The sequence below is a fragment of the Variovorax sp. Soil_C_26 genome, from assembly GCF_057657075.1.
Map to the genome: position 1 here is coordinate 1 of NZ_JBDGJC010000029.1, position 1,315 is coordinate 1,315.

Genomic DNA, 1,315 nt, shown 5'->3' on the forward strand with positions numbered 1-1,315 from the left:
TCTTCCATGGAGGCGGCCGTCTGCTCGAGCGAGCTGGCCTGTTCCTCGGTGCGCGACGAGAGATCCTGGTTGCCTGCGGCTATCTGGGCCGAGGCAGTCGCGATCGCGTCGGTGCCCTGGCGAACTTCGCTCACCACCATGGCAAGGCTGTCGCGCATGCCGCGGATGGCATGCAGCAGGCTCGCCTGGTCGCCGCGTCGCAGATCGATGCGCACCGCCAGGTCGCCCTCGGCGATGCGGCGCGCGATGTAGGCCGTGGCCGTGGGTTCGCCGCCGAGCTGGCGCAGCAGGCCGCGCGAGATCGCCCAGCCCAGGGCCAGGAGCGCCGCGCCGAGCACCAGCGCGCCGATCGACAGGCTGAGCGCCCGGTCCATGATGGTGGCCTGCACCGTGTCGACATACACGCCCGAGCCGACGATCCAGCCCCAGGGTGCGAAGCCCTTCACGTACGAAACCTTCGGCACGGGCTGGTCGCTGCCGGGCTTGGCCCAGCGGTACGCCACGAAACCCGCGCCCTCGGCTTTCACGATGTCGACGAAGGCGACGAACAGCGGCTTGCCGGTCGCGTCCTTGTTGGCCGAGAGATCCTGGCCTTCGAGCTTCGGGCTGATCGGATGCATGACCATGCGCGGCTGCATGTCGTTGATCCAGAAATACTCGCTGCCGCTGTAGCGCAGTCCGCGCAGGGCCTGCATCGCCTGTTCCTTGGCCTGCGCCTCGGTCAACGTGCCCTTGGCCTCGAGGGACTGGTAGTGCGCCAGCAGGCCGTGCGCGCTTTCCACCACCTGGCGCACGCCCGCCTGGCGCTCCGCCAGGATGAGCCGGCGCTCGGAAACCAGGAAAAGCGCGGTCAGGGCGGCCACGCCCAGAATGGCGCTGGCGGTGAGCAGGCCAAGCTTCTGGCCGACGCTCAGCGCGCGGAAACTCAAACGGTCGAACATTCGGCTCTCTTCCTCAGGTGGTCTTTCTGCGGTGTTGTCGATGGTGTTATCGGCAACTTCGCGCGAGACTTGAGGCCCTCGGTTCAAAATTCCGTCCAATCGCCTGTGGCGGGGGTCGCGGCCGCCAGCCGCGGCGCCGACGCCCTCGGAGCGCCCGCGAGGCGCGCAGAGGCCCTGGGCGCAGCCGGCGGCGCCTTCGCCGCTGCTGTTGCTGTTGCTGTTGCCGCCGCCCCATCGAGCCGGAACACGCTCACCGCATCGACCAGGCTGGCGGCCTGCTCCTGCATCGACTGCGCCGCGGCCGCAGCCTCTTCGACCAGCGCCGCGTTCTGCTGCGTCACCTGGTCCATCTGCGCGATCGCCTGGTTCACCTG

1 protein-coding gene and 1 pseudogene are annotated in these 1,315 nt (G+C 69.0%); both read right to left on the reverse strand.

Annotation, left to right across the window (positions count from 1 at the left end):
* The coding region (locus tag AC3A6G_RS27265) for a cache domain-containing protein (RefSeq protein WP_487875087.1) at window positions 1-941 on the reverse strand (941 nt) is incomplete at its 3' end.
* A gap of 83 nt (window positions 942-1,024) precedes the next feature.
* Window positions 1,025-1,315: pseudogene (locus AC3A6G_RS27270) on the reverse strand (methyl-accepting chemotaxis protein); the annotation flags it as partial.